Source organism: Achromobacter colocynthidis, from assembly GCF_057334535.1.
This window is the reverse complement of record NZ_JBHFIZ010000037.1, coordinates 853,748-867,525: the sequence shown is the minus strand read 5'-3', so window position 1 is coordinate 867,525 and position 13,778 is coordinate 853,748. Positions and strand designations below refer to the sequence as shown.

Annotated in this window: 11 protein-coding genes; 5 read left to right on the top strand and 6 right to left on the bottom strand. The window is 62.8% G+C overall.

Going from position 1 to position 13,778, the window contains the following annotated elements; genetic code table 11:
* Window positions 1–33 precede the first annotated feature (33 nt).
* Window positions 34–315, bottom strand: coding sequence for a peptidylprolyl isomerase (locus ACE04A_RS23620; RefSeq protein WP_050445647.1), 282 nt, complete (start codon window positions 313–315; stop codon window positions 34–36).
* A 181-nt stretch (window positions 316–496) separates the two neighbouring features.
* Between ACE04A_RS23620 and ACE04A_RS23615 the strand changes: the two genes are divergently transcribed.
* Window positions 497–1,417, top strand: coding sequence for an HNH endonuclease (locus tag ACE04A_RS23615; RefSeq protein WP_448716666.1), 921 nt, complete (start codon window positions 497–499; stop codon window positions 1,415–1,417).
* 36 nt (window positions 1,418–1,453) lie between these two features.
* Here ACE04A_RS23615 and ACE04A_RS23610 read toward each other — a convergent pair whose 3' ends face one another.
* Both ACE04A_RS23610 and ACE04A_RS23605 read right to left on the bottom strand, forming a co-directional pair.
* Window positions 1,454–3,589, bottom strand: a complete 2,136-nt coding sequence (locus ACE04A_RS23610; RefSeq protein WP_485820570.1) for an ATP-dependent helicase — start codon at window positions 3,587–3,589, stop codon at window positions 1,454–1,456.
* A 195-nt stretch (window positions 3,590–3,784) separates the two neighbouring features.
* The gene (locus ACE04A_RS23605; RefSeq protein WP_259250668.1) at window positions 3,785–4,801 is read right to left on the bottom strand and encodes an amino acid ABC transporter substrate-binding protein; all 1,017 of its coding nucleotides are present in this window, start codon (window positions 4,799–4,801) and stop codon (window positions 3,785–3,787) included.
* A gap of 165 nt (window positions 4,802–4,966) precedes the next feature.
* Between ACE04A_RS23605 and ACE04A_RS23600 the strand changes: the two genes are divergently transcribed.
* A complete protein-coding gene (locus ACE04A_RS23600) occupies window positions 4,967–6,097 on the top strand; it encodes an FUSC family protein (protein ID WP_259250666.1) in 1,131 nt (376 codons plus the stop codon).
* 9 nt (window positions 6,098–6,106) lie between these two features.
* On the opposite strand, the gene ACE04A_RS23595 is transcribed toward ACE04A_RS23600, so the two are convergent.
* Window positions 6,107–7,057: a LysR substrate-binding domain-containing protein gene (locus ACE04A_RS23595; protein WP_448716763.1), complete on the bottom strand. Its 951-nt coding sequence runs from the start codon at window positions 7,055–7,057 to the stop codon at window positions 6,107–6,109.
* A 204-nt stretch (window positions 7,058–7,261) separates the two neighbouring features.
* Here ACE04A_RS23595 and ACE04A_RS23590 point away from each other — a divergent pair, with 204 nt between their 5' ends.
* The 3 genes from ACE04A_RS23590 to ACE04A_RS23580 are packed head-to-tail and all read left to right on the top strand — an operon-like array spanning window position 7,262 to window position 10,423.
* Window positions 7,262–8,491: a metal-dependent hydrolase family protein gene (locus ACE04A_RS23590; RefSeq protein ID WP_279995474.1), complete on the top strand. Its 1,230-nt coding sequence runs from the start codon at window positions 7,262–7,264 to the stop codon at window positions 8,489–8,491.
* A gap of 34 nt (window positions 8,492–8,525) precedes the next feature.
* Window positions 8,526–9,878, top strand: a complete 1,353-nt coding sequence (locus tag ACE04A_RS23585) for an MFS transporter (RefSeq protein WP_259250663.1) — start codon at window positions 8,526–8,528, stop codon at window positions 9,876–9,878.
* Window positions 9,878–10,423, top strand: a complete 546-nt coding sequence (locus ACE04A_RS23580) for a GAF domain-containing protein (RefSeq protein ID WP_448716664.1) — start codon at window positions 9,878–9,880, stop codon at window positions 10,421–10,423. Before ACE04A_RS23585 ends, ACE04A_RS23580 begins: the two co-directional genes overlap by 1 nt.
* On the opposite strand, the gene ACE04A_RS23575 is transcribed toward ACE04A_RS23580, so the two are convergent.
* Both ACE04A_RS23575 and ACE04A_RS23570 read right to left on the bottom strand, forming a co-directional pair.
* Complete coding sequence (locus ACE04A_RS23575; protein WP_448716663.1) at window positions 10,420–11,454, bottom strand: XdhC family protein; 1,035 nt, start codon at window positions 11,452–11,454, stop codon at window positions 10,420–10,422. The genes ACE04A_RS23580 and ACE04A_RS23575 overlap by 4 nt on opposite strands.
* A 14-nt stretch (window positions 11,455–11,468) precedes the next feature.
* Complete coding sequence (locus ACE04A_RS23570; protein ID WP_448716662.1) at window positions 11,469–13,775, bottom strand: xanthine dehydrogenase family protein molybdopterin-binding subunit; 2,307 nt, start codon at window positions 13,773–13,775, stop codon at window positions 11,469–11,471.
* Window positions 13,776–13,778 lie beyond the last annotated feature (3 nt).

Below are 13,778 nucleotides of genomic sequence, written 5' to 3'. Positions count from 1 at the left end.
GGGGGGGGGCCTTTTTGCGTGCAGCGGCGGGACTTAGTCCTGGCGGCTGGTCACTTCAACCAGGTGATAACCGAACTGGGTCTTCACCGGGCCTTGAACTTCACCAACCGGCGCGCTGAACACGACGGTATCGAATTCCTTGACCATCTGGCCCGGGCCAAAGGTACCCAGGTTGCCACCGTCACGGCTCGACGGGCAGCTGGAGTTTTCCTTGGCGACTTGAGCAAAGTCAGCGCCGTTTTCAATGGCGGTCTTGAGTTCGTTGCACTTGGCTTCGGTGGAAACGAGGATGTGACGGGCGGAGGCTTGTGCCATGAGGGCTCCTTGCGGAATAGATTGGGGAGGGGAGAGTAACGCATTTGGGCGTGCTCACTACGGTGCCATCATAAACGGGAGTCCAGAAAGCCTTGTCTTAATCACCCTCAACATCTTGCAGAAGATTTCAAGTCGCTCCGCAGACTTCGCTACTATTACCAAAGATAACAAGGAGCGAAGGATGGCCTTCTGGTGGGTGAATCACAGTAAGTCTTACAAGAAGGAGCTGGGAGGCGGCTATATCTGGTGCCCCCAGGTGCACCCTGGCGATGTCCAGCGCGTCCCTTGGCTAAACGTCGCAAAGGTCCTGCCCGGTGACGTGATTTTTTCTTACGCGGAACAGCATGTAAGGGCGGTGGGTGTCGCAAAGACTGGCTCGTTTCCTTCTGAGCCGAAGCCTGGGTATGCGGAGATGGGCTGGGACCATTCGGGCTGGGAGGTCACGATTCAGTGGGAACGCTTGCCGGTCGGCTTCTCATTGAAACCCTATATCGATACGGTGCGACCGTTTTTGGCTTCCAAGAATGCTCCATTAAAGACTAACGGCGATGCGCAGATGGCTTATCTGTGTTCGATTAGCGAAGAGTTTGGTACTTGGCTGGTACACAACGTTGGCGTCAATGAAACTCTGCTTTTGGGTACTGCCATGGAGCTGGAGCTGGGCGCCATGCACATCCCGGAGACGCAACGGATACGCCTCCATCAAGCTCGTGTGGGGCAGGGCGCTTTCCGCCGTGATGTTTTGCGAATTGAACCCAAGTGTCGCCTGACGGACATATCCGATCCGGATTTTCTTGTTGCAAGCCACATAAAGCCCTGGAAAGATTGTTCGAATGAAGAGAGGTTGGACGGTCACAATGGCTTGATGCTGGCGCCTCACGTGGATCGACTATTTGACAGGGGCTGGATATCTTTCGCCAACAATGGTGATCTGCTAGTGCAGCCCAATGCTGTCGAAACCGTTCGAGCTTGGAAACTCCCTGAGGAAATGAACGTCGGCGCCTTCTCGACGAGGAAGGCGCGGTACTTGGAGTTTCACCGAGAGGTAGTTTTTGGTCGGAGCGTTAGGGCGTTTGGGGTTATCAGCGTTTCTGCTAATTGAATGCGCACGAGTCGTCCGGGACGGAAGCGGGCAGTCCTATTCCGCCAACCACTCCCGAAACGCCTCCAGATCCATCCCGCTGGGCACATACCAAACCTTGCGCGTCTTGTCCCATTGCGCGCCTAGCGCCTTCACCACGTCCCGGTTCGCATACGCCACCTTCAAGTCGCGATGCCCCACCGCCTTGACGGGCGCCGCCATGTTGCGGCGTAGCGCCGTATCCGCGCGTTTCTGCGTCCCCGCCAACTGCATCCGCGCGATGAATGCACTGCGTCGCGCGGGATCTTCCGAAGACACCAAGGTCAGGCGCGACTTGGTGCGTGTTGCCGCCACATAGAACAAGTTTTCCTCCTCCCCCGCTTTACGCAGCGGGTCGGGAAACGCGTCGGCGTCCATGAATGGAAGGATGACGTGTTCGAATTCCTTGCCTTTGACGTTCACGATGCAATCCATTTGCACCGTGTTCTTACCCGGCCGTGCGCCGACGAAGGCTTCGGCCGCACCGATCCATTCTGAAAACTCACGCAGGGTCTTGCCCGACATTTTGGCCGAGGCGATGAAGCCGTTGACCGAGCGGGTGACGACGGACGCTTCATAGGGATGCACGTACAGGCGCTTGGCGACCTTGTCCATGTCCATCAGGTCGCGCCCCGTTTCCAGGGCTTGGTAAGCGGGGCTGTCGGTGGATAGCGCGCGCAGATGCTCCACGGCTTCCGAGATGCGGGCGCGGGCGGCGGGGCTGCCGACGCGCTGGATCTGGCCGGTAAAAAAGTGCTTAAGCGCGGAGGGTTCTTTTGCCAGCGTCGTCTGCGCCTCTTGCAGTTCCTTGGGCGTCAGCGGCACTTCGGCGAAGGTGGTTAGCGCGTCGACGATGGCTTCGCGCGTGGCGGGTGCGGCCACGTGGTGGAAGTCGTCAAGCGCAATGGCCAGCATGCCGCGCAGGAACAGGATTTCTTCGCGCAGCAGGTAGCTCTTCATCGTCAGCGTGCGGTAGGGCACGCCGGCGTTCATCAGGGCGTTTTCGATTTCGATGGATTGATGCGCGTCGCGCAGCAAGACGCAGCATTGGTCCAGCGGCTTGCGGCCCTGCTTCCATTGCAAGATGGCCTTGACGACCTGCGCGCCGCAGTCGCCCGGCGTGTCGGCGTAGGTGGCTTCGTGGATCTCGGTGCGCAGCGGCAGGTTGGAATCCACTGGCTTTTGCTTGAAGGCTTCCATCGCGTAGGCCAGATGCGGGCCGTGGCGGTAGGTCATCGTCAGCGGGAAGTTGGCGCAATCGGGGAAGCTTGCGCGGATGCGGGTTTGCAGGAAAGATTCGTCGGCGCCCAGGTGGGAGTAGATCACCTGGTCTTTGTCGCCCACGCCCACGAAGTAGGTGACGTCCACGTTCAACAGCGCTTCGATAATGCAGAACGATGCTTCATTGATGTCGTGCAATTCGTCGACGAGAACCAGCTTGTAGGGGGCCAGCACGTCGCGCGGGTCAGACGCGGATCGCAGCAGGCGCGCCAAGTCATAGGTGGCGTCGAAAAAGCCCCGGGCATCCACGTAGCCGAAGACGTCGACGCGCTGCTTTTCGTATTCAACGGCCCAAAGATAGTCGGTGATGGTCACGCCCGCGCTTTCCGCAATGAACAGCGCATCGGCCCCGTCATCCGGCGCGATCCGCATGGTGGCTTTGAGCTTCAGCAGGTTGTCCAGGAACTGGCTGACGGCGGTGTTGTGGGTGCGGATGTCCAGCAGGTCGGCGTATTGCGGGTTATTCGCCGCTACGTTTTCCAGCGCAAACAGCGCGTAGCTTTGTTGTTCGCGCGTGGACGGCAGGGGCTCGGGCTTGCCGTCTTCGACCTTGGCCAATACCCGCTGCGCATACTCTTCAACCGTCAGCACGTTGACGCGCCGCGCCGTGTTGTAGGCGATGCCCACGTCCACCAAGCGCGTTTGCAGCACCTGGCGGGCTTCGTCGGTGAAGGTCAGCGCCAGGATGTCTTCGGGCGGCAGGCCGCGCGTCAGCGCTTCGCCGATGCGCAGGGCCAGCGTGGTGGTCTTGGCGGCGCCCGCGTTGGCGATGACTAGGCTGGTCCGGCTCCGCGAGGTCTGGATCCGGCTCTGTTTTTCAGTGGGAACGAAGCCGGCGGGGAAGAACTGGGGGGCAGGGGAGTTTGTGGTCATCTAGGCGGATAAGGCGCGAGCAGGAATGTCGCAGGGGCAGACGCCAGTGTAACGATTCCATCAGCCGGCTCCGTCCAATGAAAACGGCCGGCCGGCGCATGAAGCGCCCGCCGGCCGTTCAGGCCTGAAAAGGGGGAGTCATCCCGGGACTAAGCCCGAAACCAAGCCCGGGATCAAGCCCAGGATCAATCCCGATCAGCGCACCGGCCACCCATACATCAAACCACCATCGCGGTACGACGCATTCAGGCCGCGCGACAGCTTCAGCGGGCTGCTGGGGCCCAGGTTCTTCTCAAAGCTCTCGCCGTAGTTGCCGATGTGCTTGATGATGTTGTAGGCCCACTTGTCGTCCACGCCCAGGTTCTTGCCCATGCCGGGCGTCACGCCCAGCAGGCGCTGCACGTTGGGGTTGGTGCTTTTCAGCATCTCGTCCACGTTCTTGGACGTGATGCCGTATTCCTCGGCTTCCAGCATGGCGAACATCGTCCAGCGCACGACGTTGAACCATTGCTCGTCGCCTTGGCGCACCATGGGGCCCAGCGGTTCCTTCGAGAAATTCTCGGGCAGGATGTCGTACTGACCCGGGTTGTCCAGATTGCTTCGCGCGGCCGCCAGTTGCGACTTGTCGCCGGTGAATGCGTCGCAGCGGCCCACTGCGAAGGCGCGGATGATCTCGTCCAGTCGTTCCACCACCACCGGCTTGAAGACGATGTTCTGCGAACGGAACCAGTCGGCCAGGTTCAGCTCGGTGGTCGTGCCGGGCTGCACGCACACGGTGGCGCCGTCCAGTTCCTTGGCGCTTTTCACGTTCAGGGACTTGTTCACCATGATGCCCTGGCTGTCATAGAAGTTGACGCCCACGCCGATCAAGCCCAGCGTGGTGTCACGGGTCAGCGACAGCGTGGTGTTGCGCGGCAGCACGTCGACTTCACCCGACTGCAAGGCGGTGAAGCGCTGCACGGCGCTGACGGCCATGATCTTGGATTTGGCGGGGTCGCCGAACATGGTGATGGCCAGCGCGCGGCACAGGTCCACGTCCAGGCCGACCCAGCCGCCCTTGCTGTCATTGACCGAGAAGCCGGCCACGCCGGTCGAGACGCCGCACTGGACAAAGCCTTTGCTCTTGACGCTGTCGAAAGTCACGCCGGCCGTGGCGGCCCAGGACGAAAGAAATAAGGCGGTGCCTGCCGCAACGTGTTTGAGTGCTTTCATGGTGTCTCCGCGCGTTGGGCGCATAGGTATTCTGTCGGCCGGTAAGCCGAGGTGCGCGGAATGGTAGCCACGGCGCCTGGGCGGGAATATCAGGGAATTCCCGTTAAATCCACTGGGCGGAATTTTGGAGGGATAATCGCTGCCAGGCCGACAGAGGGGCGATGCATGAACGAGAAAGACCAAGAAAAAAAGGCAGACGGCGATGACCGACGCCGACCCGGCCGCGCCTTCGTCAAGCAGCAGGTGCAGGGCACATGGCGTGAACTGATCCGCGTCAATGCCAGCGACCGGCGTTGGGAGATGCCGCTGGCGGCCGCCTTGTCTTCCGGCCTGCCCTTGATGGTGGGCGCGTACTTTGGCCGCATGGATTATGGCCTGATGTCCAGCCTGGGCGGCATGGTGTTTCTGAGCCTGCCCAATGCTTCCTTGCAACAACGGATGATGATGTTGCTGGCCGCGTCCTTCGGCATGGTGGCCTGCTTTGCGGTGGGCGCGCTGACGCAGTTCTGGCCCACCGCCACGATCGCGGCGCTGACCCTGATTGCCATGCTGGTGAACATGGTATGCCGCTGCTATCGGCTGGGGCCGCCCGGCAGCTTGTTCTTCATCATGGCAACCGCCATTGCGGCGTACACGCCTGGCAGCATCGAGGATGTGCCGATGCGGGTAGGCATGGTGGCGCTGGGTTGCTTGGTGGCCTGCCTGGTGGCCTTTGCCTATTGCCTGCACATGACGCGCGTGGCGCCGCCGCCGCCCGATACGCCTTTGCCCAAGCCCACGTTTGATTTTGTTGTGTACGACTCGGTCATCATCGGCCTGTTCGTCGGTATCTCCTTATTAGTGGCCGAACTGCTGCAACTGCCGCGCCCGTACTGGGTGCCGGTCAGTTGCCTGGCGATTATCCAGGGCGCAAGCCTTTGGGCGGCGTGGAACCGTCAACTACACCGAATATTGGGTACGGCGCTGGGCTTGTGCGTGGCGTGGGCTTTATTGAGTTTGCCGCTGAACGTGTGGACGTTGGCCGCCGTGATGATGGCGCTGTCGTTCGGGATTGAAACCCTGGTGGTCCGGCACTATGCCAGCGCCGTGGCGCTGATCACCCCGTTGACGATATTTCTGGCGGAAGCGCCGCATCTGGGGCAGGGCTATCCGGCCGAGGTGATCGAGGCGCGGTTCGTCGATACGGTGATTGGCGCGTTCATCGGCGTGCTGGGCGCGGTGCTATTGCATAACCAGCGCATTCGGCCGCGATTAAGCCGGTGGATGCGCGCGGTTTTGCCCAATCGTGTGAACTAAGCGAGTGAACTAGTCAGGCGAGCCGACCGGGGCCGCCACGCAATAAGGGCAATCCAAAGCGGGCGTGGCTGCTTGCGCCGGCATGCCTTCCAGCGCCGCCGCATGCAAACACTCATGCGACAGCCATTGGCTCAGGCGGTCATAGCTTTCCATATTGCTGCGCCAGTTCGGCGCGCACAGGTAGTAACCCAGCGGGCTTTCGAACGTGCGGTCGAACACGTCCACCAACTGCCCGGTGGCCAATTCCTTTTCGATCAGGCAATGCGGCATCAACGCCACGCCAAAGCCCGATGAGGCCGCCTGGATAATCATCGAAAACAGATTGAACCCGGGGCCGAAACGCGCGCGGTCATAATCGCCGAGATAAGTGGAAAACCAATATTCCCAAGACAGCGGAATCTCGATGTGCTGCAGCAGCGTGCACTGCTTGATGTCTTCCAGGCTGCCTATGGGGTGCTGTTCCAGATACTCGCGCGAGCACACCAGGCGGGTTTCTCGCCCGGTCAGATACTTGGCGTCGCCATCGTGCCAATCGCCGTAGCCATATTGAATAGAGGCATCGAAATCCAGTTCGGTGCTTTTGTAATCCGCCACGCTGTAGCGCACGAAATTGATCGAGATATCGGGATTGAATTCGCGGAAGGTCTTCAAGCGGGGAAACAGCCACTGCGCGGCGAAGGTGGGCGCGGCCGATACGTTCAGCGATTTGGCGGACTGCTGCGTCGCCATGACTTGCGACGTGGCGCTTTCCAGCGTGTGCAGCGCGGGCCGGATCAGGCTGAGATAGGTGGCGCCCATGCGGGTCAGTTGCAGCCCGTTGGTGGCGCGGATGAACAGCGCGTGGCCCAGATAGCTTTCCAGCGTGGCGATGTGCCGGCTGATGGCGCTTTGCGTCACGAACAGTTCCTTGCCCGCCTTGGAAAACGACAAATGGCGCGCCGCCGCGGTGAACGCATTCAATTCAGAGAGGGTGGGGCAGCGGCGTCTCATGACGATGGGGCTGAGTCGACTGACAAGAAAAGGGGGGTATGAGTAAAGCTCATAAGGCTGTTCAAATTTGTGTCGAACGCCTAAGGGGAGACCCGGTATCGGACGTTTGGATTGTACCGGTAGAGTTCGCCATGCTGAATTTCCTGCATGTTGAACGAATAGCGTGATTTATATATGAAGCCGGTTGTTGTTAAGAATTGCAAGATCTTGAATACCCGATCGTTGGCCCTGGAAGCCGCGGCGAATGTGTTGATCGAAGACGGAATGATCACTCGCATCAGCGCCGACGAGCTGACCGTGCCGGACGCCGAGGTGGTGGACGCCAAGGGCATGACGCTGATGCCGGGCATGATCGACTGCCACGTGCACGTGGTGGCGTCGTCCTTCAACCTGGGCCGCGTGGCGGCCTTGCCCAATGCCCTGGCGCTGTTGCGCGCGCTGCCCATCATGCAGGGCATGCTGGACCGGGGCTTTACCAGCGTGCGCGATGCCGGCGGGGCCGATTGGGCCTTGGCGCAAGCCGTGCTGGACGGCGTGATCGACGGCCCGCGCCTCTTCTGCGCGGGCAAGGCCCTGTCGCAGACGGGCGGCCATGGCGACTTCCGGCAGCGTAACGACGAACTGGACCCCTGCCCGTGCTCGGTCAAGATCGGCAACATCGGCCGCGTGGTGGATGGCGTGGACAACTGCCGTTTGGCGGTGCGCGAAGAAATCCTGAAGGGCGCGACGCAGATCAAGGTCATGGCGTCGGGCGGCGTGGCCTCGCCGAATGATCCGATCCAGAACCTGGGCTTTTCCGAAGCCGAGCTGCTGGCCATCGTGGAAGAGGCCGGCAACGCCAACACGTATGTGATGGCGCACGCCTACACGCCGCGCGCGATCATGCGCGCCGTGCGCTGCGGCGTACGCACCATCGAACACGGCAACCTGGTCGACCGCGAGGCCGCCGAGGTGATGAAAGAGCACGGCGCCTACATGGTGCCCACGCTGATCACCTACGAAGGGCTGGCCAACGACGGCGAACGCTATGGCCTGCCGCTGGACTCGGTGAAAAAGATTGCCACCGTGCGCACGCAAGGCCTGACGGCGCTTGAGATCCTGGACGACGTCGGCGTGAAGATGGGTTACGGCAGCGACCTGCTGGGCGAGACCCACTACATGCAAGCCGATGAACTGACCCTGCGCGCCCGCGTGCTGGGCAACGCCAAGGTGATTCAGCAGGCGACCTTGATTGGCGCCGAAATCCTGAATCAGCAAGGTCTGCTGGGCGAGGTGTGCGTAGGCGCGCATGCCGACCTGCTGCTGATCGACGGCAACCCGCTGGATGACATTTCCCTGCTGACCCAGCCCGACTCCATCAAGCTGATCATGAACCGCGGCTTGTTGCACAAGAACGCCTGCTGACGTTCTTTCACTCTTACTTCCGGAAATCTTCATCATGTATTCCGTATCGGACCGCCTGGAGCGGCTACCGTTCTCCAGCTTCCATTTCCGCTTGCTGATGATCGGCGGCCTGGGGCTGGCGTTTGAAGCGCTGGACGCCGGCATCATTGCGTTCATCATCCCGTCGTTGCGCACGCAATGGGGCCTGTCCACCGGCGAAATCGGCTGGATCGCCAGCAGCACCTACGTGGGCTTCCTGGTGGGCGCGCTGTTCTCGGGCATTCTGGGCGACCGCTACGGCCGCAAGAAGATCATGATGTGGGCCTTGATGCTGTTCTGCGTGGCCACGTTCATCAACGCCTTCGCTCGCAACTATCACGAGTTCTACATTCTGCGCATGATCGCGGGCATCGGCATGGGCGCGGAAGGCGCCATCATTGCGCCGTATCTGGCGGAATTCGTCAGCAGCAAATACCGTGGCCGCTTCACGGGTGCGCTGGCGGGCTTCTTCTCGTTTGGCTTCGTGTTGTCGGCGTTGCTGGGCTACTTCATTGTTCCCATGAGCGATGACGGCTGGCGCTGGATCATGATCATCGCGTCCGTCCCGGTGGTGTTCTTGCTGTGGTGGCGCAAGTCGTTGTTCGAATCGCCGCGTTGGTTGGAGCACACCGGCCAGACCGCCGAAGCCGACCGCATCTGCTCGGCCATTGAAGCCGAAGTGGAGCAGAAGCTGGGCCGCCCCTTGCCCAAGCCCGTTGCCACGCGTCGCGCCGCTACCGCCGCGGAAAACCCGCAAAGCGCGATGGAAAAGCTGACGTCTCTGTTCTCGAAAACCTATCTGGGCACGACGGTGCTGGTGTGGGTGTTCTGGATCACCGTGCTGTTCTGCTACTACGCCTTCCTGGTGTGGATTCCCAGCTTGCTGGTCGAGCGCGGCTTCACCATCACCAAGAGTTTTTCGTACACCATCCTGATCTACCTGTCGCAGATTCCCGGCTATTTCTCCGCCGCGTATTTCAACGACAAGATCGGCCGCAAATACACGATTCTGGCGTACATGCTGTTGTCGTGCTTGTCGGCGCTGGGCCTGGCGCTGGCCAGCGGCGAGCAGCAGATCATCATGCTGAGCATGCTGCTGTCGTTCGGCATGAATGGCGTGATTGCCGGCCAGTACACCTACACCGCCGAGATCTACCCGACCTCGATCCGGGCAACCGGCATGGGCGCGGCATCGGCCTTTGCGCGAATTGGGTCGATTGCATCGCCCACCATTGTGGGCGTGGCGTATCCGGTGCTGGGCTTTGCCGGCGTGTTCGCCATGATGACGGCCATCTTGATGGTGGGCGGGCTGGGCATTCTGTTCTTCGGCAAGAACACGCGCGGCGTGGTACTTGAGGCGATTCACTGATGACGCAAGCATCCACGTTGGCGCCTTGGGCGGCCCATGCGCGCGCCCTGGCGCAAGCCGGTGACCGCGCCGCGCAGTGGCAGGTGGTGTCGGCCTTGCTGGAAGAGGCCTTCGGGCACCAGCTATTCACCGCCTTGCTGTATCTGGAAGAACACCGGCTGATGAAGCGGCTGTACACCTCCGATGAAAGCATCAGCCCACTGGGCGGCTTCAAGGCCACGGGCAACGGGCCGTGGTCGCGCCATGTGCTGGAACAAGGCCAGTTGTACGTCGCCAGCAACCAGGACGACGTGCGATCGGTGTTTTCCGAAGCGCCGATGCTGATCGAGCGCGGGCTGCATTCCGCGTTCAATATCCCGGTGCGCTATCAGGGCCGGGTGATTGGATCGCTGAACCTGCTGGCGGGCCGCAAGGCCTATGACCATGCTGATCGGGACTTGGCCGCGCTTATCTCTGGGTTGTGCACGCCGGTCTTCATCGAGGAAATGCAGGCCGCGCAAGCGGCGGCGGCAGCGGTGGACCGGGCAGGGCTGGATAGCGTCTAGACGCTTTCCCCCACCAGCCGATCTTTGCCATCGGCGACGTTTTGCAGGGGTGGCTTGTCCACCCCGTTTTTCGCGGCCACCACTTCGGTCATGATCGACAAGGCGATCTCGGCGGGCGTCTTGCTGCCGATGAACACGCCAGCGGGGCCGTGCAGCTTGTTCAAGTCGGCCTCGCTGATATCGAAATACTCGCGCAAGCGCGCACGGCGCTTGTCGCTGTTCTTGCGCGAGCCGATCGCGCCGATATAGAACGCATCCGACTGCAAGGCGTCAATCAGCGCCAGGTCATCCAGCTTGGGGTCGTGCGTCAGGGCGACCACCGCGGTGCGCGCGTCGGGCCGCAAGCGCAGGATCAGGTCGTCAGGCATCTCGCGCGTGAAGGTGATGCCGGCTTGTGCCCAATCCTCTTGCTCCCCGTTCTCTTGATGCGATTCACGCGGGTCGCAGACGATGATTTCAAACCCCAGCGTCAGCGCAATCTGGCACAGATACCGGCTGGTGTCGCCCGCGCCAATCACGATCAGCCGCGCCGTGGGGCCGAAGCGGGTGGTCAGCGTGGTGGCTGACAGCGTGGCGTCGGCCGACCTGAGTGCGCGCTCGGGCGGCCCGGCGTTCAACCTCACCTGTCCGGTCGAGAGATCCAATGTGCGCGTCACGCAACGCCGTTGGACGCAGGCGTCCAGTAGTTCCGGCAGCAGGCTATGCGTGCCGATGCATTCCCTGACCAACTCAATCGTGCCGCCGCAGGGGATGCCGAAGCGCCGGGCGTCGTCGGCCTGCACGCCGTAGCGCAAGACTTCGGGCACGGGGTTGCCGTGATCAATGTGCGGGATACGGTCGGCCAGATCGTCTTCAATGCAGCCGCCCGACACAGACCCCACCACCTTGCCTTGCGCGTTCATCGCCATGATGGAACCAACGGGCCGGGGAGACGAGCCCCAGGTGCGCGCCACGGTGAACAGGCACACCGGCATGCCCGCCTGATGCCAGTCAAGCGCTTGGCGCAGCACCAGGATGTTGATGTCGCTCATGGACGCGGTATAGGTCAGGACGCGAGCACGGCGCGCACGGCTTCGGGCGTGAAGGGCGCTTCATAGAAGCGCTTGCCGGTGGCGTCGAACAGGGCGTTGGCGATGGCGGCGGGGCCGGGCACGGATGCGGATTCCCCCGCGCCCATGGGCGGCTCGTCTTGGCGTGGCATCAGCAAGACGTCTATGGCGGGCACATCCTTGAAGCCGATGATGGGGTAGCCACCCCATTCGCGGCTGGCGACGCCCGCTTCATCAAAGACCACCTTTTCCAGCAGGCAGCGGCTGAGCGTCTGGATGACGTTGCCGTGAATCTGGTGGCGCACGCCGTCCGGGTTGACGATCATGCCGGTGTCCTGGCCAACCACTATCCGTTCCACGCGCACACGCCCCGTGGCCGGGTCCACGCACAGGTCGATGACCCAGGCGGCCCAGGCGGCCCCAAAGCCTGGAAACTTGCTGTGGACATAGCGCGCGTAGGCAAGGCCGCGACCGTGCAAGCGGCCATCGGCATCTGGCTTGCCACGGCTGCCGCGCGTACCTGCGCGCCACTGCGCTTGCGCGGCCGTGGCCTCTATCAATGCGATGGCGCGTGCATCGTCCAGGTTGCGCACGCGATAGTCGACCGGGTCGGCGCCGGCGGCCTCGGCCAGTTCGTCGATCATGCAGTCATGCGCGAAGGAATTGGGCAAGGCCGACACGCCGCGCAACCACGATGAGCGCACCAGCGGCGGCATGTCGTGGCAGACCACGCGGCGGCTTTTGTAGCGGTAGGGCGGCGCGGCGGTGCGATCGCCCATTTCCAGCGTGCGCGGTTCGCCGGAGACGACGCCCGTCAATAACAGCGCCAAAAGCGGCGCGTCGTTGGACGGGTAGCGCACGGCAAAGTCCACCGCCAGCAGCTCGCCTTGCGCGTCGATGGCGGCGGCCACGTCCATCAACTGCCCGGTGCCCTTGGGTTCCCATTGGTGTTCTTGTTCGCGCGTGAGCTGCACGCGCACGGGTGCGCCCACGGCCATGGACAGCAGGGCCGCATCGGCACAGACGTCGTCCGCGCAGTTGCGGCCATAGCAACCGGCGGCTTCCAGACGGACCAGGTCGATGTGGCCTTCACCCAGGTTCAGCAGCCGGTCCAGATCGGTGCGCAGCATGTGCGGGTTCTGCGTGCCGGTCCACACGGTGAGCCGGCCGTCAGCAAAGTCGGCCACGGCGCAAGACGGGCCTATGGACGCATGCATCTGGTAGGGCCAGACGTAGCTGCGGCGCAAGTGCGTGGCGGCTTGCGCGCAGGCGGCATCCACATCGCCTTCTTCGATCAGGGGCCGGGCTTGGGCGGGGTTGGCGCGGATGGCGGTGGCCAGATCGTCGAGTTGGGGGGCGGGCGGTACGGGCTTCCAGCGCACCTTCAGCGCACGCATGGCGGCAATGGCCTGCTCTTCACGGTCGGCCACCACGCCAACGAAGTCGCCTTGCACCACTACCTGCACGTTGCCGGGCAGATGCGCGACGGATTGGCGGTCCACGTCGATCAGGCAATGGCCGATGAAGCTGCCGGCGTCGCGCCCCGGATGCGGCGGGCGCACCACGCGGCCGTGGCGCATGCCGGGCACGCGCACGTCATGCACGAAGCTGAGTTCGCCGGTGGCTTTGGCGGGGATGTCCACGCGCGCCACGCCTTGGCCGACGATGCGGTATTCGCTGGCGGGCTTCAACGGAACTGCTTGGTCTGGCGGCGCCAGGGTTAGCCGGATGTGCTGGCCGGCCAGCAACTGGCCGTAATGCAGTTGGCGTGTGTCGTCGTCGGGAGTTGGCCGCACTACAGGCCGCACCACGCCATCGCGCACTTGCACTGCATCACGTGGCAGGTTCCATTGCCGCGCCGCCAGCATCAGCAAGTGCTCGCGCGCCTGCGCGGCGGCGCGGCGCAAGGGCACGGCGGAAATCTGGATGCTGGCGCTGGCGATGGTCGGCCCCTGGTTGGGCGCGGCGCTGGTGTGGCCCAGCACCATGTCCAGGCGCGACAGCGGCACGTCCAGCTCTTCGGCAACGATCTGCGCCAGCGACGTGCGGATGCCGGTGCCCAGGTCCACATGGCCGTTGAAGGCCAGCACGCGCCAGCCGGGCGATGGCGTGTCACCGGCTACCAGGCCCGCATCGCGGACGATGGCAATGAAGATCTCGGGCGTGGCCTGAACGTAGTCCGACGCGCTGCCCGGCTGACCCGGCGCCGGCTTGGGCGGCGCCGAGGGCTCGCGCACCACGAGCAAGGCGTCGGGGTGGGCGAGCAGCGCGCCAGGCAGGTGGTGGGGCGGGGGCAGGGTCATGAA

Bases quoted from the DNA above. Each gene is read 5' to 3' on its own strand.
- ACE04A_RS23620 (WP_050445647.1), bottom strand. From the start codon at position 315: ATGGCACAAGCCTCCGCCCGTCACATCCTCGTTTCCACCGAAGCCAAG.
- ACE04A_RS23615 (WP_448716666.1), top strand. From the start codon at position 497: ATGGCCTTCTGGTGGGTGAATCACAGTAAGTCTTACAAGAAGGAGCTG.
- ACE04A_RS23610 (WP_485820570.1), bottom strand. From the start codon at position 3,589: ATGACCACAAACTCCCCTGCCCCCCAGTTCTTCCCCGCCGGCTTCGTT.
- ACE04A_RS23605 (WP_259250668.1), bottom strand. From the start codon at position 4,801: ATGAAAGCACTCAAACACGTTGCGGCAGGCACCGCCTTATTTCTTTCG.
- ACE04A_RS23600 (WP_259250666.1), top strand. From the start codon at position 4,967: ATGAACGAGAAAGACCAAGAAAAAAAGGCAGACGGCGATGACCGACGC.
- ACE04A_RS23590 (WP_279995474.1), top strand. From the start codon at position 7,262: ATGAAGCCGGTTGTTGTTAAGAATTGCAAGATCTTGAATACCCGATCG.
- ACE04A_RS23585 (WP_259250663.1), top strand. From the start codon at position 8,526: ATGTATTCCGTATCGGACCGCCTGGAGCGGCTACCGTTCTCCAGCTTC.
- ACE04A_RS23580 (WP_448716664.1), top strand. From the start codon at position 9,878: ATGACGCAAGCATCCACGTTGGCGCCTTGGGCGGCCCATGCGCGCGCC.
- ACE04A_RS23575 (WP_448716663.1), bottom strand. From the start codon at position 11,454: ATGAGCGACATCAACATCCTGGTGCTGCGCCAAGCGCTTGACTGGCAT.
- ACE04A_RS23570 (WP_448716662.1), bottom strand. From the start codon at position 13,775: ATGACCCTGCCCCCGCCCCACCACCTGCCTGGCGCGCTGCTCGCCCAC.